15 protein-coding genes are annotated in these 21,001 nt (G+C 38.9%); 10 read left to right on the plus strand and 5 right to left on the minus strand.

The genetic code is table 11. The features are described from left to right. Positions 1-14: 14 nt before the first annotated feature. The gene (locus ACSQ6I_RS18445) at positions 15-671 is read right to left on the minus strand and encodes a vWA domain-containing protein (RefSeq protein WP_438891745.1); all 657 of its coding nucleotides are present in this window, start codon (positions 669-671) and stop codon (positions 15-17) included. 354 nt (positions 672-1,025) lie between these two features. Then, positions 1,026-2,033 carry a DNA-methyltransferase gene (locus ACSQ6I_RS18450; protein ID WP_438891746.1) on the minus strand — a complete coding sequence of 336 codons (1,008 nt, stop codon included), beginning with the start codon at positions 2,031-2,033 and terminating at the stop codon, positions 1,026-1,028. A gap of 198 nt (positions 2,034-2,231) precedes the next feature. On the opposite strand from ACSQ6I_RS18450, the gene ACSQ6I_RS18455 reads away from it, so the two are divergent. The 3 genes from ACSQ6I_RS18455 to ACSQ6I_RS18465 are packed head-to-tail and all read left to right on the plus strand — an operon-like array spanning position 2,232 to position 5,469. After that, on the plus strand, positions 2,232-3,305 hold the full coding sequence (locus ACSQ6I_RS18455; protein ID WP_438891747.1) for a DMT family transporter: 1,074 nt from the start codon (positions 2,232-2,234) through the stop codon (positions 3,303-3,305). A gap of 23 nt (positions 3,306-3,328) precedes the next feature. Next, positions 3,329-4,498, plus strand: coding sequence for a peptidoglycan-binding protein (locus ACSQ6I_RS18460; RefSeq protein WP_438891748.1), 1,170 nt, complete (start codon positions 3,329-3,331; stop codon positions 4,496-4,498). A 50-nt stretch (positions 4,499-4,548) separates the two neighbouring features. After that, positions 4,549-5,469, plus strand: a complete 921-nt coding sequence (locus tag ACSQ6I_RS18465) for a S66 peptidase family protein (RefSeq protein ID WP_438891749.1) — start codon at positions 4,549-4,551, stop codon at positions 5,467-5,469. A 5-nt stretch (positions 5,470-5,474) separates the two neighbouring features. Here the strand turns inward: ACSQ6I_RS18465 and ACSQ6I_RS18470 are convergent, their stop codons facing one another. Next, entirely contained in the window at positions 5,475-6,215 is a 741-nt protein-coding gene (locus ACSQ6I_RS18470) for a class I SAM-dependent methyltransferase (RefSeq protein ID WP_438891750.1), read from the minus strand. A gap of 212 nt (positions 6,216-6,427) precedes the next feature. Here ACSQ6I_RS18470 and ACSQ6I_RS18475 point away from each other — a divergent pair, with 212 nt between their 5' ends. From ACSQ6I_RS18475 to ACSQ6I_RS18500, 6 genes are all read left to right on the plus strand, one after another. Beyond that, entirely contained in the window at positions 6,428-7,069 is a 642-nt protein-coding gene (locus tag ACSQ6I_RS18475) for a hypothetical protein (RefSeq protein WP_438891751.1), read from the plus strand. Positions 7,070-7,195: 126 nt separating this feature from the next. Beyond that, entirely contained in the window at positions 7,196-7,858 is a 663-nt protein-coding gene (locus ACSQ6I_RS18480; RefSeq protein ID WP_438891752.1) for a glycosyltransferase family 2 protein, read from the plus strand. A 290-nt stretch (positions 7,859-8,148) separates the two neighbouring features. Beyond that, positions 8,149-9,321: a glycosyltransferase gene (locus ACSQ6I_RS18485; protein ID WP_438891753.1), complete on the plus strand. Its 1,173-nt coding sequence runs from the start codon at positions 8,149-8,151 to the stop codon at positions 9,319-9,321. 144 nt (positions 9,322-9,465) lie between these two features. Further along, the gene (locus ACSQ6I_RS18490; protein ID WP_438891754.1) at positions 9,466-10,779 is read left to right on the plus strand and encodes an ABC transporter substrate-binding protein; all 1,314 of its coding nucleotides are present in this window, start codon (positions 9,466-9,468) and stop codon (positions 10,777-10,779) included. A 340-nt stretch (positions 10,780-11,119) separates the two neighbouring features. Beyond that, positions 11,120-11,962, plus strand: a complete 843-nt coding sequence (locus tag ACSQ6I_RS18495) for a YaaW family protein (protein ID WP_438891755.1) — start codon at positions 11,120-11,122, stop codon at positions 11,960-11,962. Continuing rightward, on the plus strand, positions 11,944-13,284 hold the full coding sequence (locus ACSQ6I_RS18500; protein ID WP_438891756.1) for an O-antigen ligase family protein: 1,341 nt from the start codon (positions 11,944-11,946) through the stop codon (positions 13,282-13,284). The genes ACSQ6I_RS18495 and ACSQ6I_RS18500 overlap by 19 nt, the downstream gene beginning before the upstream one ends. A 579-nt stretch (positions 13,285-13,863) precedes the next feature. On the opposite strand, the gene ACSQ6I_RS18505 is transcribed toward ACSQ6I_RS18500, so the two are convergent. Next, positions 13,864-17,418, minus strand: a complete 3,555-nt coding sequence (locus ACSQ6I_RS18505; RefSeq protein ID WP_438891757.1) for a tetratricopeptide repeat protein — start codon at positions 17,416-17,418, stop codon at positions 13,864-13,866. Between the two features lie 185 nt (positions 17,419-17,603). Further along, positions 17,604-18,278: a hypothetical protein gene (locus ACSQ6I_RS18510; protein WP_438891758.1), complete on the minus strand. Its 675-nt coding sequence runs from the start codon at positions 18,276-18,278 to the stop codon at positions 17,604-17,606. Between the two features lie 230 nt (positions 18,279-18,508). Here ACSQ6I_RS18510 and dnaX point away from each other — a divergent pair, with 230 nt between their 5' ends. Then, complete coding sequence (gene dnaX / locus ACSQ6I_RS18515) at positions 18,509-20,944, plus strand: DNA polymerase III subunit gamma/tau (RefSeq protein ID WP_438891759.1); 2,436 nt, start codon at positions 18,509-18,511, stop codon at positions 20,942-20,944. Positions 20,945-21,001: the final 57 nt, after the last annotated feature.

The following is a 21,001-nucleotide window of genomic DNA, read 5'->3' on the forward strand; positions in this document are numbered from 1 at the left end:
TAAATCCTCTAAATCTAGCTGGTAATTTGACCCCATCCCACCGGCGGTAATGCTACAGCTGCCCCTACTTTGCCACTAGAAACCCGTTTCATGGAAGTGGAAAGCCAAACAAATAAAGAGCGAAAATCTAAGCCATTTAGCATCACTGGAGGACGTTCAGGAGGTGCAATTTCTCTGAGTTTGTTCATATCCGCACCCTGGACACCAACAGTAAAAAACAACATTCGGCGTTGTTCTTCTGCTTCTCTTACTCTTTGCGCTGCACTTTGCCAATAATCTGTAGGCGCACCATCAGTAATTAAAAATACCCAAGGACGATAGTAGAGTATGCCGTTATCTTTATAAGTCTGTTTACGAGTTTCCAACAAATCCAAAGCGTATTCTATTGCTTCACCCATTGGTGTAACACCTTCTGCTTCTAGCTTGGGGGCTGTAAAGTTATCAATAGTCACAAAATCTTGCATCAGTCGCACAGGGGCAAAAGTGACAATAGCAACTTCTACACTTAGGGAAGCTTGTGCATCTTTTAAAACATCTTCTTTAAAAGCTGCTAAACCTCGATTTAACTCCTGAATAGGTTGCCCTGACATTGAACCAGAAGTATCAAGTAGAAGAATCACAGGACAACGATTTTCTGGGTTTTCCACGAATTCAGGCAGTCCTATCGGCATTTTTGATGCTCCTGGTTAATCAAAATGGGACGCAAAATATATAATTTAGATTCTATTTGTTACTACATATTTTAACACGAGTGTTTGTACGGGATCAATACCCAAAATAGCTTGATAAAAAGGGTTTGACCAAATAATTACTAATTCGTAATTCGTAATTCGTAATTAAAGAGGGTACAAGCCCCCACTAAATCTTGGATTTAGTGGTCTACAATCAGTGGTAGGTTCAAGCCTCCACTGATTGCAATTACGAATTACGTTGGCGTAGCCTGCCGGAGGCATTATTATCAATTACGAATTATTTTGACTCTAGTTTAAGGATGGTTAGGGGGGAATGGCTTCGTCACGCAATCCTCAATAGCCAAAAAAATTATTTTCTTCAAACCGCAATTTTGAACTTTTAATATAGTCTTCATCAATCTCAAAAGCTAACCAATGCCTTTGTAAAGTTTCTGCAACTCGGCCTGTCATATTAGAACCAGCAAAAGGATCTAAAACAATATCACCCGGTTCTGTACAAAGGTTAATCACAAATTCTGGTAATGCGTGGGGAAATCTTGCTGGATGTGGTTTAATATTTGCTTCTTTACAGCGTCTTTGATAATAATCGTTGGAAGCAGTATTTGAGGCAGAAATAACATTGACTGAATGTATTAAATCTTCTGAACATATTTCTTGTACAAGTGTTGGTTGTCCTATTTCTTCCTGATTTGTATTTCCTATACCATCAATAATATTGGGAGGAATAGCACCTCCTCTATCATTGCCAAATTTATTAGAGATATCATGCCCTGATGGTCTAATTTTTGGTTGATAACCATTTTTGAGAAGGTTTTTCATCGACTTGCTATAGGGTTTTAAAACTCTTCTATTATTAGCTTTGGGATGGGGTTCTTTTGACAACCACCATACTGTATTTACTGCATCTTTGACTCGTTCTCTACGAATTGTTACCCACTCTGCTGGGGTGGGGAGTTTGGCTGGATTATACCAATATAATTCCTGTGCTAAATAAAATCCTAATCCACCTTTTTCTTTTGATTTACATAGAGAAATAACCAGTTCAAAATGATAAAGAGAACGAACTGGCATTCCCTTAATCCAACTACCACCAATATCAATAATTAATGAACCTGTTGGTTTCAAAATCCGGTGGAAGTGTACTGCAAAATCTTGAAACCATTCAATATATTTGTCCGCATCAACATTACCATATTCTTTTTTTCTCACCAATGCAAAAGGTGGCGATGTGCAAATTAAATCAATGCTTTCATCAGGAATATTTGCCATTAATTCCAGGCTGTTGCCCAAATAAGCAGCACCCAATTTTGTTGTATAGTAAGGTTGACAATTCAGTTTCATATCAAATTTTTAATACTATTTTATGCTGATTAAACACAATTCAGCTTTCAGTCTTCAAAATAAGTCATTGTAAGTTTTGTTACCTTTGAGTATTAATTCCTGTTTTCCCAGATGCTACATGAACATAAAAAGCAATGTTTATGTAAAATTAGGTAAAGTAATGTTTCCACCTAATTTACTAAACACCACCGCTAACCCATGCAACTGCAACTTAGAGAATCTAAATCTCTCGTAGCTTCCTTACTGTTAATTGCTCCCTTTTTCCTCTGGGGTACGGCAATGGTAGCCATGAAAGGGGTGATACCTCATACAACACCTCTCTTTATGGCAGGACTAAGGTTATTACCTGCGGGGGTGTTAATTCTGATTGCTGCGGCATTTATGGGTAGACCCCAACCCAAAGGATGGTTAGCATGGCTGTGGATTGCTATATTTGCCCTTGTTGATGGTACGCTGTTTCAAGGCTTTTTGGCAGAGGGGTTAGTCAGAACCAGTGCGGGGTTAGGTTCTGTAATGATTGACTCTCAACCTTTAGCAGTGGCTTTACTCTCCCTGTGGCTATTTAAAGAACATATTGGCGTTTGGGGATGGTTAGGGTTAGGATTGGGAGTTACTGGTATTAGTTTAATTGGCTTGCCGGAAGAGTGGATTTTTCAGATTCTGGACTCAGGGGTAAAAATTACAACTGACAACTGGCAACAATTGTTTGCTAGTGGTGAGTGGTTGATGTTATTGGCAGCTTTGTCTATGGCTGTGGGAACCGTGTTGATTCGGTATGTGTGTAAGTATGCTGACCCGATCACGGCTACAGGATGGCATATGATTTTAGCAGGGTTGCCGTTGTGGGGAATTTCTGCAACCGTGGAAGTTGAACAGTGGCAAAATCTTGTACCATCTGATTGGTTAGCTTTAAGTTATGCAACTATATTTGGGAGTGCGATCGCTTATGGTTTATTTTTCTACTTTGCTCAAAGTGGTAATCTGACTAGTTTAAGTTCTCTCACTTTTCTCACACCTGTTTTTGCGTTGATATTTGGTCATATTTTCCTCTCAGAAGTTCTCACCACCATTCAATGGTTAGGAGTCTTCATAACTTTAATCAGTATTTATTTAATTAACCAACGCGAAACCCTAGCAGGTCAAAATAACAAAGTTACTATCAGTGAAAAAGCCATACCACAGCAGCAACTAGTTTTAGAAGCATCCACTACTAAGAGGTTGACCACTCTCACCTCATCTGTAAGAGAATCTGAACCAGAAGCTTCACCCTAACAAGTTACTCGGAGATGAGGAATATGCGGGAGATCAAGAAACAGGAAAATCAGGTCAGCAGCAAGCAGGAAACACAGGAAAACAAATGTCTCCAGTTCCCCATTCCCCATTTCATCTTGGTTTTTACTTCTTGTTTCTGCTTGGGTTTATACCCAAATCGAGCGATCGCACAACGCCCACCAGAGGCGATCGCAACTACACCTAACTTAGCACCTTTCCAACCAACTATTCTCAATCCAGGGATGACAGGTTCGGAGGTGCAGGTATTGCAAGTCCAATTGAAGGCATTAGGATACTACAATGACTGGATTGACGGACAGTACGGCCTCAGTACGCAAAATGCAGTAGCTAAATTTCAGAAAGCAGGAGTACTGAAAAGAAAAGATGGTGTTGCTGATTTAACCACTCAAAGTATTCTGAAAACAGCTTTATTAGGTCAAACTAAATGTACAACTGCTCCTGTTTCTGCTCCTATTTCTCAAGTTAATACTACGTCCCCACCCAGCCAGATAAATTTGTTCTGGTGGTCACTACTTGGGTTAGGAATTTTAGGAAGTGTTGGTGCATTTATCTACTTAATCAAAAAGGTTGATAAAATCCAATATTCAGCAATATCAGAAGATCAAAAACTTCTCAGCCCATCCGTTCAGGATCATCCTAAATTCTTTTTAAGCCCAGCACAAACACCTGCCGTATCAAGTTCCATAGAATTATTACAACCAAAAACAAGTGCCATTGTTGCTAAACTTAATATTTTTGATGAATTGATGAAAGACTTGCGGGTTGATGATCCTAACCAAAGACGTAAGGCTATTTGGAATTTAGGACAACAAGGAGATTCGCGGGCTATTAAGCCACTAGTTGAGTTGATGATTGATGCTGATTCTCAACAACATGGTTTAATTTTATCAGCTTTGGCAGAAATTGGTAGTCGCACTCTCAAACCTTTAAACCGTGCTTTAGTTATATCTCTGCAAAATGAAAGTCCTCAAGTCAGGAAAAATGCTATTCGTGATTTACTCCGTATTTATGACATGATGGGGCAAATGAGTCAGGTTTTATGCCACGCACTGGAAGATCCAGATCCAGAAGTACAAGCAACAGCACGATATGCTTTTACGAAAATTAACCGTGTGGGTAACATTCCCGAATCACAAACTTTCATGGATATGAATACAGAAGAACAAAATTGATTATTGATAATTGGTAATTGGTAAAATTTTTCCCCATCTCCCCCATCTCAATGTCCAACATCCAAAAGCACAAATCTGCTATCTTACCTCCACCCCTCAAACCTGGTGATCTATTGCGTGTAATTGCCCCTAGTGGTGCATTGCGAGAATTTGAGGCTTTTGATAAAAGTGTAGAAATTTGGCGATGTCTTTCGCACGGCTACCGAGTCGAAATCAGCCCTAACATAGATAATAGACATGGTTATCTTGCTGGTACAGATGCCCACCGTCGTCAACAATTAGCAGCAGCATGGAATGATCCAGAATGTCGTGGTATTATCTGCGCTAGAGGTGGTTTTGGTAGTACCCGCATTTTAGAAGATTGGAACTGGCAACAAAATATAGCAGATCCCAAATGGTTGATAGGCTTTTCTGATATCACAGCCCTATTGTGGAGCCTCTATAACGCCGGGATTTCCGGTGTTCATGGTCCCGTCATGACGACCCTCGTCAATGAGCCAGAATGGTCAAGACAGAGGCTATTTGACATAGTAGCAGGTCGTGCGATCGCACCTTTAAAGGGTAATGGCTGGGGTGGTGGTAAAGTAACAGGTGTGCTACTTCCTGGTAATTTAACAGTTGCTACCCATCTTTTAGGCACACCGCTTTTACCTAACCTTGATGGTGTGATATTGGCGTTTGAAGATGTGACAGAACCACCCTATCGGATTGATAGGATGTTAACTCAATGGCGATTAAGTGGGGTCTTATCTAAAGTTCGTGGTATTGCTTTAGGAGGGTTTACCAAGTGTGAAGCACCACCTCATATACCTAGTTTGAGTATAGAGGAAGTTTTGAGGGAACGGTTGGCTGATTTAGGAATTCCCATTGTTTCCGATTTACCTTTTGGTCATGATAGCCCTAATGCTGCTTTACCTGTGGGAGTAATGGCAACATTAGACGCAGATCAAGGTATATTAGAGATACACTGAGATTATCACCATTTACGATAGCAACGAGCCGTAGTATGGTAAGGATGAAAAATTTCCACGAATTCACTCTGCACGATTTTAAAAAAGGTTTCTATGACTTGTGGATCATCCAAATGAAAAGGATACTCTTGATTAAAGCCTTTAAAGAAATGCCAGTTCAGAATAGTTCTACCTTCCGGTTTCAGGGCTTGATGGAATAAACGCAATTGCTGACAGGGATCTGGTAAATGTTCTAAAACGTCAAAAGATATAATTGTATCAAAACTATCTTTTAGAGGCATTTCTGAACAAAAAACTATTTTTTGACTTAGCCCCAACTGTTCGCTTCGATGACGAACAAAATCACGATTTAAAGGATTAATATCACAATATATTACTTGTTCAACTTGAGGACAACGAGCAGCACAAATTGTATGAGTCCCAATACCACCACCAAAATCTAACACCCGACCTTTGGCATAATCTACAATCAAAAATAAGGTATTTTCAATATTTTCAGGGCTTTCTAGATGCCATGCTCCCAACTCAAATAAATAAATCTCTCCAACTTTGTCACGATAAAAATTACTTGCGGCTTCCCAATCAAAATCTTTGTGGCCTAACTCAGCTAATTTTTCCTTACCTGTAGCTAATTTTTGATCTAGTGTTTCTGAATCTAAATGCAAAAATTCTTGTAAATGCTGCTTTAAATTAAATGAACTTTGTGAATAATCGCTTAAGAAAGATGGGAGTAGAAATCTATCCATAAAATTGATATCTCAATCATAAGTAAATTGTATTTTTAGATGATATCAAAGATCATGCCCATTTTTTTAAATTACATTTAATAACTGTTTGTATTTTTATATAAACCTGTATAATATTCTCATAACATCTAGTCTAGAGTGAAAAATACTCGTAAATGCCGATAATAAATTAATTATCGCTATTTTTTTCAAAATCTTGAGTTAAAAAAATCATGCAACACAAACTTGAAAATATCGCCATCGTGACTAATACAAAAGAAATATTTGAGCATCATTACACAGATAACCTATGGGGCAATGAAGAAAGCGTTTCTGGTCCAGGATCAACAATTGAATATACGGAGAATATCCGTAAAGAAATTCCTGAGTTAGTCAATAAATTAGGCATCAAAGTAATTTTGGATGCCCCCTGTGGAGATTTCAACTGGTTCAGAATGATTTCTTGGAAAAAACCAATTACATACATCGGTGCTGATATTGTAGAATCATTAATAAATGGTAATCAACTACTTTATGGTAGTCAAAATCACAACTTTACCTATTTAGATATAACTCAGGAAGCTCTACCAAAGGCTGATATGTGGCTTTGCCGGGACTGCCTTTTTCACTTATCTAATAATGACATTTTATCAGTGATTGAGAACTTTTTAAGAAGTGACATTAAATACTTACTCACATCCACTCATTCTAACTCCGAGAATGAAGATATCCCAACTGGATCATTTCGTCTGCTGAATTTACAGAAAGAGCCATTTAACTTTGCTCCACCCATCGCATTCATAGAAGACTGGATAGAAGGTTATCCTATCAGACATCTAGCTTTATGGGAACGGGAAAGTATCAGAGTATCCTAAAGATTTCCCTGCCGGCTAACAGGTTTTAATCAAAATATCCTTTTTACACTCGTAGCGGCATTGAAAAATAAGGTTAATTTACCAGAGTAACTTTTTTTGAAACTGTAATTACAATAATTTATGATTATGAACAGTGTAATGTTTGAACCGATTCCAGAAATCTCAATCATCCTACCTACCTACAACAGGGCAAAATACTTAAATAAGTGTATTGATAGTATTATTCATCAAACTTTTCAGAATTGGGAATTAATTGTAGTTGATGATGGCAGCCAAGACAATACTTTTGATATTGTCAATTTGTATGTTCAAGAATTTAATTGTATTCGTTATTTTAAGCATAAAAATAGAAAGCCTGGTTATGCAAGAAATGCGGGCATTCAAGCATCATTTGGAGAATACATAACATTCATTGATAGCGATGACTCATATTTAGAAAGTCATCTAGAATCGAGAATCAAATATATGAAATCTCATCCAGAGTTGGATTTAATAGAAGGAGGATTCGCTACCGAAGGAGAAATTTGGGTTGTTGATTATTTTCAACGCGATAAAACTATTAATCTGAAAGAATGTGTTGTAGGACCAACCTTTTTTGGCAAAAGGAGTGTATTTTTTGAATTGCAAGGATTTAATGATATTCCTTACGTAGAAGATACAGAGTTTTGGTGTAGAGCAGAAAAAATATTTAAAACAGAAAAACTTACTGAACCAGAAACTTATCTTTACACAAGAGCAGAAAGTAGTGTTACTAAAAGTTTTTTAGAAGAAATGTCCTCATCTAACTAAATTTTTGGTAATTATGTTCAGTTCAAAATTATTTCTCATTTTCTATACAGGGTCGGCTTCCTGAGATATTTTTGGGGACTTCCAAAGAGCCAAAAGTATTCAATTAATTCTTGTGGGTTAGACCGAAAAACCTGGACGGGCTAGACTTGTACTGAGCTTGTCGTTAGCGTAGCGTGGCGTTAGCCATAGTAAGCCCATCCCACAAGATTGGATAATTTATTTCCTGGAAGTCCCTTGGCTAAATTTCACATATTTAGGTAATGAAGAACTTATAATTTTTACATTCAAGTATGAATATTTGTCATCTAGTTTTGAGTAATATTGGGGGAGCGCCAAAGACTGCTAATTCTTTAATTTCGTCGCAGTCAAAAGCAGGTCATAAAGTCTCTACCGTAGTATTTACTGATTTAGATTCACGATGGCTAGTAAATTTTGAATCTGCTGAAAAACTAATAATCATGAAAGTTGCAGGTAGTTCATTTTACATTGGTGGGGCGATACACCAAATATGGATAGCTATCCAATTAAGTAAAATAATTTCTGGCTTAAAACCAGATATTATTGTTTGCCATACTGCATTTATAACGAAACTTTTTTATCTTTCTCAACGCATCCCTGGTAGTTTATCAGTTCCATATATTAGCTATATTCATACTGATTTCATTTCTGAGTTACAAGCCGAAAGCAAAAGCCAAGCCAATTGGTTGATAGCACTATTCCAAAATTTATCTATAAATATTGATAATTTGATTAGTTTGCGTAGTCTTCACCAAGCCAGTGGACTAGTATTTGTTTGCAAGAGTTTATATGAAAGATTCTTAAAAATTGGCTTAAATCCTACTTACATGGCAATATGCTATAATCCAGCAATACCTGATCCAAATCATCAACTTTTAAATTCTAGTGCAGAGTCTTGGTTAAAAAACCATGATTTAATTACTTTTGTATCTGCTGCTAGATTTCATTCTCAAAAAGATCATAAAACATTACTCAAAGCATTTGCTCAAGCTAGTCAATATCACTCCAACATCCGGTTAATTTTACTAGGAGATGGTGATTTAGAAACAGAAATGCAAAACCTGGCAATTTCTTTAGCAATTAATCATATTGTTTTATTTGTCGGGGCTGTTCCTAATCCTAGAGCTTATTTTTCACTATCTAGAGCAGTGATACTTGCTTCTCATTATGAAGGATTTGGTATGGTACTTGTAGAAGCTGTAGCTAGTGGAGTAACTTTTATTACTAGTGATTGTCCAGTCGGTCCACGGGAAATTTCTGAAGTATTGAAATGTGGAACTCTAGTACCACCTAATGATGTAGATGCTTTAGCAATTGCTATTATTGATTATGCAAAAATTCCTCAAGAGAAGATTAATCGCTCTGAAGAAATTGCACAATTTTTTAGTGAAACTAGCTGTGCTAAGAAGTTAGAAAAATTGATAGAACAAGTGGTCTATCAATGAATATGATTGATTACTTACAGGACTTACGCACCCTACAATAGATTTCTGGTGTGACACGCAGCTTTAGTCCTAACTTAAATAAATGATTTTTATTACTTCATTATATTTTGTGAAATTAATTTATCTTTTGGATAACTGCCAGACATGAAAATGAACTTATTATTATCCCCTATTAGAAATTTTTGCCGTCAATTATTTAATTCTACTCGGCAGATGGTCATTTTAGGAATTATGCTGAGTTTGTGTCTAATATCTTTATCTAGTTGTCAGCGAATATCACAGCAAAATGATCAAGTAATTCATCTGACACTATGGCAGTCTATAAATCCCCCAGAAAATCGTGATTATTTCTACAAATTAGTAGAAAAATTTAATAAAAATCATCAAGATATTCAGGTTGAAGCTATCTTTGAACCTGAACCTCAATTACCAAAAATATTAACTGCATTTGCTGGTAATGTGCTGCCAGATATGCTTTTATTCTATCCAGAATATACTGGGCAATTTGTTGATTTAGGAGCTATTCGACCTTTAGATGATTGGATAGAAAAGTTAGAAATAAAATCAGATATTAGACCAAATCTATTAAAAGGAATGGAGATAGATGGTCATATTTGGTCTGTTCCTATGCACACTAGTAATATTGGAATTTTTTACCGACCTCAGCTTTTTCAAGCGGCAGGAATTACAGAAATACCTAAAACTTGGGAAGAATTGAGAGCAGTTGCTAAGAAATTAACTATAGATAAAGACGGAGATAAGCGACCAGAACAGTATGGAATATTGTTGCCTTTAGGAAAAGGAGGATGGACTGTTTTTAGTTGGTTGCCCTTTTTGTTTGGTGCTGAGGGAGAGATTATTACTAATAATAGACCGAATTTAACTCATCCTGGAGCGATCGCAGCTTTACAATTTTGGCAAGACCTGATCAAAGATGGGTCAGTGATGCTTTCTGCTCCAGAACGAGGTTATGAAGAAGACGCTTTTCTGAATGGTCGTGTGGCAATGCAGATTACTGGACCTTGGACATTAATCATGAAGTCTGAAGTTGATCATCAAGTCTTTCCTGTACCCACAGGAGTGATACCTGCAACAGTCACAGGTACTGCAAGTTTGTTTGCGATGAAATCATCACCAGCTAGAGAAAAAGCTGCACTCAAATTTTTGGAGTATGTGTTAAGTGATGAATTTCAAACAGCATGGAGTATAAAAACAGGTTTTTTACCAGTGACATTTACTGCTGCTCGCAGTCAAACTTATCAGCAATTTATTGCTAATAAACCATTATTAAAAGTATTTTTTGACCAATTACCCGTAGCACGTTCTTCACCCTCCATCGCTGGATATAGTCGTATTTCTGATAGTTTAGGTAGAGCTATAGAAGCAACCCTACTGGGAGAATCTCCAGAAAAAGCACTCCAACAGGCTCAAACACGTCTAGATTTAATTTGGCCATAATTTTTTCATATTTTCTGGCTTAACTAATTGATACAGCAGATTTTAACTGAGCCAGAAATTACGCAAAAAATAACAAAAATAGCGGTAATTCATGAATTATTGAATACGCAAGAATTAAGCTTTGATATCCTTCAAAACTTGATATCCTTAAAAATCAAATACTTTTTCTAGCCTCGCAGCTTTAGATTTTCAGCATCTGATGCATCATACTAAATATGTCGGTTGCGTAAGTCCTGAATATAATGGCTATATTTGACTCAACCCTGTCCATGTTAGCATTTAAGTGTAAAGCAGTCGATTGTTAGCAATTGTTAGCATTTTTGTATCGGAGAATGGGAACTTGGATGAACTAAGGACTGTACTGGAGTTAGCCACCGAAGAAGAACTACAAGACTTAACAGCAATTCTGTTTAGTCGCAAGTTTAATCCCCTAGATTATGTTCACACACCTGAACCGATCAAAGTACAAAGCCAAGATCGTCAAGCTTGGCTAAATGCAATAGAAGATCGTTTTCGCTTTCTAGGGGCTGATGGGATGACTGTATTACGCGGACGCACTTGTCAAGTAACATATCGACAAGTGTTAATTCAAGTATGTAAGTATTTGAAAATTTCTTATTATCACAATTTAGCAACCGTTGATTTAGAAGCAGAAGTCTTTTTACATCTTTTAGGAAAGGTGTGGAAAAAGCTGCCAGAACAAGAGAAGCAAAAATTGACCGTAAGATTACAAAGTCACCTGCTTAAATCCGATATTAAACAACCATTACCCCTATATTTACAAAAAGATCCTTTAGGATTAATTTTCAAAGGTGGTAGTGCCTTGGCTGTAACTTCAGTTCTGCAACCATTTGTTTTAAAACAGATTGCCCATCAATTTGCTATCCACTTTGCTACTTATCAAGTGGCTAAAGAAGCAGCAATTACAGGCACACAGGTGGCGAGTAAACAGTTTCAAAGCTATGTAACTGTAAAAATGGCGCAACAAGGGATGACGATGAGTGCTGCCCGTTATGGTGCTGTTCGCAGTATGTTTGCCTTGATCGGACCGATGATGTGGGGTTGGTTTTTAGCGGATTTGGGTTGGAGAGCGATCGCTACTAATTACGGTCGCATTATTCCTACTATCTTCACCCTAGCGCAAATTCGTCTCACCCGTGCAGAATGTTGGGAGCCAGCTTGAACAAGGCTTTTTATCATCCCAACTCTAGTTTGCAACCCGCTTGGAACTGTCTTCAATTTGGGTTGCTTGTCTTTCCTCTCAATCCCTTTTTGGGGGCTGTAACTATCTCTTTGGCCGCATTAATAACGTGGGCTAAACAATACCGCACAATTAGCCGTCGTCCCTTGCACCGAGGATTTGCAGTTTTAAGTTTATTGTTGTTGATAACTACCGGGTTTGCTTCTCACCAAATGGAAGCTTTCCTGGGGTTATTTAACTTATTACCCTATTTTTTCGTGTTTGCGGGATTAACTGCCCTGATTCAAACATCTGCCCAATTACGGCAAATCGCTTGGATTATGGTATTTGGTTCTTTACCTGTGGTAATGATCGGTTTTGGACAATTATTTCTTGGCTGGACTTTCAATTTACAGTTTTTGTGGGTTCTTTTAGATATCACAATTTCCCCTGGTGGAGTACCATTAGGTCGTATGTCTTCTGTGCTAATGCACGCTAACACCTTAGCCGCTTATTTGGTGACTATTTTCATTTTAGGTTTAGGGTTATGGCTAGAAAACTATCAAAAACTTAAAGTCAAAAATCCGCCCTTAAAAGTTTCTTATCGTCCCATCATCTTCTTAACGGTGGCTGTATTTGCCAATTTTATGGCTTTAGTTTTAACTAACTCGCGGAATGGGTGGGTAATAGCCGTTTTTGCCTGTGTAGCTTATGCTTGCTATCAAGGTTGGCAACTTCTCGTGGCTGGTTTCTTGAGTATGGCCACTAGTATTCTTTTAGCAGCTTTTGCACCTTTAGCGATCGCACAATTTTTCCGTCGCTTCGTTCCCTATTTTATCTGGGCGCGTGTCAATGATGATATGTATCCCGACAGACCAGTAGCCATGATGCGAAAAACCCAGTGGGAATTTGCCTGGAATTTAACTCAACAACATCCTTTGACTGGTTCAGGTTTACGCAGTTTTAGCGGACTCTACAAAGCACAAATGCAAATTGATATCAATCATCCTCATAACTTATTTCTCATGTTATCTGCGGAAACAGGTTTGATTACTACTTTATTATTTTGTAGTTTACTCGCTTGGATCTTAATTGCAGCTATTCAACTTTTGTGGCATTCAAAATATATACAATTAGAAAACAGATTAATCTTCTTTAGTTATATCATCACCTTTATCGGCTGGATATTATTTAATACTGTCGATGTCACAACTTTTGACATCCGCTTAAGTACCCTATTTTGGGTATTTTTAGCTGCCCTGTGCGGAGTGACATATCAATATACAGCAGGAGTCAGGAGTCAGGATTCAGGATTCAGGAGTTAGGAGTGTTCGGTTAAGAATTTTTGTAAGTTAATAAATCCATGTTCTTTAAAATCTTTACACCATTTCTAATTCACTTTTCCAATTTTGACCATAATATAAAAATGTAAGAATTCAGGAGTCAGGCTTCGCAGTGAGCGTCAGCTGAACGGAGTCAGAAAGAAAGAGGAAAGGGATATCTGTTGCATAAGTCCTAATTTTATCTATGTAAGGATTCAGGATACAGAATGTTTGATATAGCAGGGAACTCTTAGGGAACACCAGAAAATAAATTATCCAATCTTGTGGGATGGGCATCCTGCCCGTCCTTGATAATTTGCGGGCAAGACTTCGACAGGCTCAGTCCGAGGATGCCCGCACCACAAGAAATTTTTGTACATTTTTTTATTTGGAAGTCCCTTAACAGAAGAGAAAAATATTATATTCTTCTTTCTCCTGACTCCTGACTTCCGAATTCTTATCCTATAGTGAGTAACCCAGAAAAAAATATTTCACCAAAAGGGTTATTGTGCAATACCAATTCATTTTTCATTTTGTTAATGGAATCAGGGTGACTTTGTTACCAACTCAATCTTTCCTTGTTCAATTACATCCTGTAATGATAAATGCTGCCCAATAATAAGGATTATCGTAAGGCTGTGTGTGAGATGCTAATTTGCTATTTTTATAAATTTGTGTGGTTACATAGTTTCTGAGTTGTAATTCTTCTGGATGCAAATTAGGCAATAAATGTTCATACCATACAATCAGTTCTGCAACCGTTATATTTCTCAACCAATTTGTTGCTTCAGCTAAGGATATAACTGGTGAATGATGAGTAAGTAATCTGCGGTAAAACTCTATCATTACTAAAGCCGTAACAGATGATTCTACAGTCCAAATTGTACTTACTACATAGGGAACACCTCCATTTAATAAACCAGTTGCTAAACCTACATATTCACTGCTGATATTCTGACTATTAGTACTAATATTTTCAGAATTCGTAAGTGTAAAAAGCTGGTAATTGCTGAAAGTATGCTGAGAAATTTGTTCTAAGGTGAGCTTGTCTTCACCTGCTAATACCAAAGCAGATTTTTGGACTTCATTCAAATTGTTAATAGCGTGTCCAGTAAAATGAAAAATGTTATAATCTGCCACTAAAGCATTTTCTAAATTATCTCTAGTGACTTGTGTACCTTTGATATGTTGGGCATAATCAAACATTTGTCTCACAATTACCGATGCAAACTCAGAAGACTCGCTATTATCTACGCTTTCGGGATTTTCTACACCCAGGAATTTTTGTTGTTGCCAATTTGATAATGAATTTGTTTTTAGATCAAGCCCTATTTGAATACTTGGTAAATAATTAATGGTGTAATTTGGTAAATCTGGTTGATGAAGAGGGAATAGTGATTGCAGAGGCAATTTATGTAAATCACGATGGGGAATTAAAATCAGGTTAGTGATACCTTCAAGTTCCTGAATAATTGTGGAAATATTCAGAATATTTTGCAGTTTTAATAACCTCTGCTCCATCTCCAAATTCCAGGAATGATTGTGGTCAACTTCTGGATATTGATTTTGGCGATATCCTTGATATTCTTTTTGCCAATCTTCTAACCAGGTTTCAAATTCAATTAAACGTTGTACTGCTTCAGGTATGGCTTCTACATCTTGTATTGGTGTTAATAGCAAGATGGGTGATGGGGCTTGATCTTTAATAATAAATGTGTGTAACGCTGCTGGGCTGAGATGCCAGTAAATTATTGCTGTTGTCGGATTAAGTAGTTGTTGAATTGCATCATAGTTGGGGAAATAAATTTCATCACTCCAACCAGAAAGCAGTAATTTTAAACAGGTATTTTTACCTTGTTCGGCAATTTCCCAAGCTTCTACTAAATCACCGACATTTACGGCTAAATCAACAGCCAATTGCTTTAAGCCTGCAAATTTGAGAGCTAGTTGTTTTTTATTTTGTTGAGGACGGGTTGTTTGATTGAGTAATTGTTGTAATAAATCTAGTCCTTGTTGTTGTATTTCTTGGGCTGGTGCAGTTTGTCCTAAACCTAAAAATACTTTGGTCAGAGATTGCAAAACATCGAGATGCAATTCTGAAAAATCTTCGGCTGTGAGAGTTAATAGTGCTTGTTGGTATTCAGATGCTGCTTTTTGCCAAAAATAGCGGGGTATGGGTTGTTTTTTACCTTGCTCATAGTGTGTATTACCCATTGCTAGATGCAATCTTCCCCAACCTTCGGGGTGGGTATCGGGACGAAGATATTTCAACCCTTCTTGATATGTGGCTAATTTACCTTCATAGCCGCACTGTTTGAGGGCTGGATTGGATGTGGCGATGCTACTGGGTATATTCAGGGATAATTTGTCATTAACTAAGTTAGCAACGGCTCCAGCGCGACCTAGCCAAGCTTCCCAGTAGTCTAGTTTGATTTCTAAGGCGCTATCATAGCAAGCGATCGCTTCAGTAAATCTGTCTAAGTAAAATAGGGCTACGGCTTGGTTGTACCAGGCGGGGTGAAAATCAGGCTTAATAGTTATGGCTTGTTGATAGGAAGTGATGGCTTCTTCACGTCTTCCTAGGTTCTCTAAGGCTATGCCTCGGTTATAGCAAGCTAGGTAAACATCAGGTTGAATTGCCAGGGCTTGATCCCAGGATTCAATGGCTTCTGACCAGCGTTTTAAATTAAATAACACTACACCCCGGTCAATCCAAACTTCGTGATAGTCGGGTTGGATATCTATGGCTCGGTCATAGGATGCGATCGCATCTTCGTATTGTTCACCCACCGCTAGGGCTACCCCCCGGTAATACCAAGTTTCCTGGTCGTGGGGTTGTAATTTCAGGGCTTGGTCATAACTAGAAATGGCTTCCCAAATTAGTCCTAACTTCAGCAGTGCTAAACCGCGACTAGACCAAGCTTCTTGGTAATCGGGTTTAAATTGGATAGCTTGATCAAAAGAAGCGATCGCATTATCAAAGTCTCCAAACTCCCCTAGAATACCCCCCCTGTTGTACCAGGCCTTGTGGAAATCAGGTTTTAGACTCAGAGCTTGGTCATAAGCAGCGATCGCTTCGGTGAGCCGTTGTAAATGAAATAGTGTCAACCCTTGGTTAAACCAATACTCATAATCTTCTGGTTGCAGTTTAGTAGCTTGGTTATAAAAAGCCAACGCTCCCAATAAATCCCCAGATTTAGCTTGCTGTAAACCTTGGTAAAACCATGCTTGAGCTTGGTTAGTCACAGTCAATTGAAACGATGGTCGCTCAATAATGGCTTGGCTTTCACGGATTGCTAGTTCCGAAGCCAGTTGTTGAACTAAATTAGTACTTTGCTCCAACCGCACCACCAACTCATCTAGAGTGTGTGCAACCTGCGGCTCTAAATTCACAAGCGATCGATCCCAACTCTCTGTCAAAGAAGAAGTTGCAACTTCTTCTAATTCCTCAACAGTTGAAGCTTCTTCTCCAACATATTCAAAAACCACAGCCTCAGATAGATCTGCTTGGACATCTTCATAACTCAACTCTTCTGAGTTAACCCATATTTGCTCCAATATTGGGGATGCGGCTGAGGCATTGACAGTTTCGCCTTGATCATGTTCCCATAACTTTTCACCCAAATCTCGAAGCAATTTTTGCCCAGGAGTCTCTTCTACCAGTGGCTTTACTGCTGCTGCGGCTGTCACCTCTACTGGTTCAGGATTTGATACATACTCTTGATTTAAGAAATCACGCCTCAATAATTGGATGCCAATTTCAGCCGCAAGTTCACCAACTCTGCCGACATTTAGTTCACCTAGTTGCACCATCCGCGTTGCTATCTGATTATTTGGTGCTGGTGAAGCTAACAATTTTTCACCAAATATCAGCAGCCAATCTATCCAGCGCTCAACAGTAATCCGAGGTTCCATTCGCTGCAAATACTTCAGCGCCCATTGTTGTCCTCGTGCTTGATGCACACCTTCCAGCAGCTGGTTAAACAAAACTTCCAGATCCGCATTGGTTAATTCGGGTGGAGAGTTTACCACCCTGTATCCCTTCTCAGCGTCGGCATCATGAGTCCGACGACTGTCAAAAGGGTACTTCAAAAAACTGTTAAGCCACTGCAATAGCCACCTGAGCATTTGCCACATTCTTGGATTTTCTTTCTCCTAGATTGTAGCCATCGTTGTGTCAAAAAAATCATGAATCACCTAACAGACCTGGCAAGTAACCTAGACTGCGTTGATATAGTAATAAAAACTATACAAAACTTTATCAGTAAACAGAAATTACTCCTACTATTCGGTACTCAATACTCAATACTCAATACTCAGTGCTACTCAACAGATGTCTGGGATTGATTCAAGAGTGTCTGGATAATAATTTCTGGATCATCAGTTTCAATTGCCAAATCTTGGGCAATTTGCTGACGGAGGTTTTGATCCTCCTGCAACATCACAAACAATTCATCCCAGGTCAGAGTTTGGTATTCTTCCTCTAGAAAATTACCATCATCTGCTTCTGTTGATACTACATAGGTGATTGGTGGCGCTGAAGTAATTTGGCTGATAGTATCTGGCCCGTCATATTCCCAAATCGGTTCACCTTGATTGCGTGTCAACAACTGCATTCCAATATCATAGGCAAGGTCGCCAATTTCACCAATGTCTAATTCACCTAGCTGTACTAACCGCGCCGCTAATTCATTATTGGGTGTACGAGATGTTAATAATTTTTCGCTAAACTGTTTTAACCAGTCTAGCCACCGTTGAGTCGTGACGCGATGCTCAATTTTGTGTAACCATTTTTGCGCCCAAGCCTGGCCTCTAGCTTGATGAACTCCTGCCAAAAGTTCTGTAAACAGAAATTCTAAATCCGTATCACTCAGCGGTGGTGCTACTTCTTTCTGCACATCTTTTGTGACTGGAATGAAATTTTGTTTGTTAGGAAAGAACGGCTGAAAAAATTTTTTCAGCCACTGAATTAGCCGCTTGAGCATCTGCTGCACCATTGAGTGTTGCTTCTAAAATTTTAGCGATGTGGGGGACAAGCCGCTATCCATTCTCGACTGGAGTCCAGGAACTATAAATCACAAAAATTACATTAATTTATTTATGCTAAGTAAATTTCCTGATATTAGTTTTTCTCAAGGGGAAATTGCCATGAGTTGTTAAAATAGTTAAACCCCGAACTCGACTGGGTGCTACGAATTAACTATCAAGGGCATTGAAATTTCTCTCCATGTCTTACGAACCCCTACACCACAAGTATCGCCCGAAAAGTTTTGCTGAATTGGTGGGACAAGAAGCGATCGCTACTACCCTCACCAATGCGATTGGCTCATCTAAAATTGCCCCTGCCTATTTATTCACTGGCCCCAGAGGTACAGGGAAAACTTCTAGCGCCCGAATTTTGGCAAAATCGTTAAATTGTCTTAAAAGTGACAAACCAACTGCTGAACCCTGTGGAGTTTGTGATAGTTGTCAAGGCATTGCTAAAAGCTATTCCCTCGATGTCATAGAAATCGACGCTGCTAGTAACACTGGTGTCGATAATATCAGAGAATTAATTGAAAAGGCACAATTTGCCCCTGTGCAGTGTCGGTACAAGGTTTATGTAATTGATGAATGCCTCACAGGAGACTCATTGGTTTTAACCGACGAAGGGCTTGTTCGCATTGATAACCCCAGTATTAAAGGCAAGAAAGTCCTTAGTTACAATGATTCATCTGGCAAGTGGGAATTCAAAAAAATTGTTCGTTGGTTAGACCAAGGAGAAAAGCAAACCTTTGTCATCAAAACCACTAACCGCGAAATCAGATGTACAGGTAATCATTTAATCAGAACAGAGCAGGGATGGATACCAGCAAGAGACGTAAAAGAAGGTGTGAAGATACTATCCCCTGTGAATGTGGATATTCCATACCCGCAATGGACTACAAATTTGGAGAAGGTCGAATCTGTTCACCTCGCTGGAGTTGAGCAAGTCTATGATATTGAAGTTGAGGATAATCATAACTTTGTAGCTAACGGGCTTCTAGTCCATAACTGCCATATGTTAAGTACCGCAGCATTCAATGCGTTACTGAAGACATTAGAAGAACCACCTAAGCACATTGTTTTTGTTTTAGCGACAACCGACCCCCAGCGCGTATTACCAACAATTATTTCTCGCTGTCAAAGATTTGATTTTAGACGCATTCAGTTAGATGCGATGGTGAAGCATTTAAACCATATTGCTGCTCAAGAAAATATTAATATTTCTGGTGATGCTGTCACCTTAGTAGGACAACTTGCTCAGGGAGGCTTGCGAGATGCTGAAAGTTTACTAGATCAATTAGCTTTAGTTGCTGGGGAAGTGACACCAGATCAAGTGTGGGATTTAGTGGGTTCAGTCAGTGAAAAAGATTTATTGGGTTTGTTAGATGCGATCGCTCAAGATAATTCCGAAATCGTCCTAGACTCTACCAGGCAAATCCTAGATCGCGGCAGAGAACCCATCATAATTCTCCAAAATTTTGCCGCCTTCTATCGAGATTTACTCATAGCCAAAACAGCCCCAAATCGTCAAGATTTAGTTGCTTGTACTCAACAAACCTGGACAACACTAATTAACTTTGCCCAAAGGTTAGACATAACCACCATTTTGCGCGGACAGCAACACCTCCGAACCGCAGAAGTCCAACTAAAAAATACCACCCAGCCCCGTTTGTGGTTAGAAGTCACATTACTCGGCTTATTACCCAGTGCAAATATTCAGCCACAAGCGCCCAGTATTCCTCAGCAAGTAAATACACCTGCGGTATCTCCAACTTCTTACCAACCAGCTACTCCACCACCAGCCACTTATACCCAACCAAACTATCAATCAGCAGCAGCTACTCCACCACCAGCTTATACACAAGTTAATCACAATTCAGCAGCAGCTACTCCACCACCAGCTTATACCCAAGCTAATCACAATTCAGCAGCAGCTACACCACTACCAGAACCTGTATATGTTACTCCTCCAACAGTGACACATCAAACCGCACCTTTGCAGGAAGTCGCGGCAGGATCAGAGTATGACTTAACTCAAGTTTGGCAACAGGTACTTGCTAACCTCCAACCACCCTCCAGGAGAGAAATGCTACGTCAAATGAGCCAACTTCTAGACTTTGATGGCGCTTTGGCTCGTATTGCTATTAAACAAGCATGGTATGAAAAAGGTAAATCGGATCTGCCTATAATTACAACTGCGTTTCAGCAGACTTTTCAGCGTGAAATCCAAGTCAATCTGGAAAAAGCAACTTCATCAGGTTCCACCTCAGCCAGAAAAAATCCTCCCCCGCAAGATTCTACTCGCGTTCAACAGCCACCAACGACACCCAGCTACAACCAACAAATTCAACCTCTAACACCAGCACCAGCGCCCCAACCACAACAAACCCCACCACCAGCACCAACAAAAACTGAACCTGTAGCAGCTAACACAGCCCCCGTCCAAACCCTATCACCCCCGCCAACCCAAGCACCTGTGCCAACTTGGGATAATGAGGAAGTGGCAAATGCGGCTAAAAGTCTGGCAAATTTTTTCTCTGGAGAAATCATCCGCTTCACAGATGATACTTTCGATTTATCTGATGCTACACCTTCAACAGAAGTTGAGATATATGAATCAGATTATGATTATGATTAAAGGGCAGGCAAGACTTGTACTGAGCTTGTCGAAGTATGCATAACCCACCGGAGTTAA

It is taken from the genome of Anabaena sp. WFMT, assembly GCF_051781005.1.
In the GTDB taxonomy this organism is placed as follows: Bacteria; Cyanobacteriota; Cyanobacteriia; order Cyanobacteriales; family Nostocaceae; genus Anabaena.